General features: G+C 68.7%; 1 protein-coding gene. It reads left to right on the forward strand.

What is annotated here, in order from left to right:
• Positions 1 to 124: 124 nt before the first annotated feature.
• The coding region (locus ABZ624_RS43225; protein WP_360101296.1) for a transposase at positions 125 to 1068 on the forward strand (944 nt) is incomplete at its 3' end.

The following is a 1068-nucleotide window of genomic DNA, read 5'->3' on the forward strand; positions in this document are numbered from 1 at the left end:
CCCAAGGCCGGGAAGTTAGCGTTTTCGCAGGTGCCGCAAGCACGTTGAGGGTTCGAGGCGAAAGCACAACGGAGCTCGTTGGTACAGGCAGTCGACCAAGACAGCTTGTACGTGAGGAGCTCCGTTGCGGGTTCATTTTGCCCTGCCGTCCGCGCTTACGGCCATCACCCGTACGGTGACCGTGGCGGCGGGCCGGTTCGCGCCGGGCCATCTGGGAGAGCTGACCGCCGTGGTGCCGTTTGAACTGGTGGACGCGGTGCTGGCGGAGACGCGGACGGTGCAGCGGCGGCTGCGTGATCTGCCGTCCCGGGTTGGGATGTACTTCTTGCTCGCAATGTGCCTGTTCCCCGAGGTCGGCTACCGGCTGGTCTGGGACAAGCTCACCGGCGCTCTGGCCGGGATGCCTGTGGCCTCGCCGAGCGCGAAGGCCCTGCGGGACCTGCGCCGTCGGCTGGGGGCCGCACCGGTACGGTCGCTGTTCGAGGTGCTCGCCGGGCCCCTGGCTCGCCCGACCACGCCGGGGGTGCACTTCGGCGCCTACCGGACGGTGTCCTTCGATGGCTGCAGCTCGCTGCGGGTACCCGATTCGCCCCGCAACCGAGACTGGCTCGGGCGGACAGCCCATCACGGCTATCCCACGCTGGAGCTGATGGCACTGGTCGAGACGGGGACAAGGTCCCTGATCGGCGCAGTCTTTGGCCCCACCGACGAGGGCGAGACCGCCTACGCCTGCCGACTGCTGCACCTGCTGAGGCCCGACATGCTGGTGCTGTGGGACAAGGGCTTGGACGCCAACGCCTTCCTCGCCCAGGCAACCGCGACCGGCGCGAAGGTCCTGGGCCGACTCCGCAGCAACCGGCGCACCCCGGTCCTGGCCCGTCTCGACGACGGCTCCTACCTGTCGGTGATCGGCACCGTCAACGTCCGGGTCATCGATGCCGAGGTCACGGTGACCTGCGCCGACGGCACCGTCTTCAGCGGCTTCTACCGGCTGGTCACCACCTTGACCGACGCCCGCCGGCACCCCGCAGCGGCGCTGATCAACCTCTATCACGAGCGCTGGGAACA

The sequence above is a fragment of the Streptomyces sp. NPDC007205 genome (assembly GCF_040634095.1).
Lineage (GTDB): Bacteria > Actinomycetota > Actinomycetes > Streptomycetales > Streptomycetaceae > Streptomyces.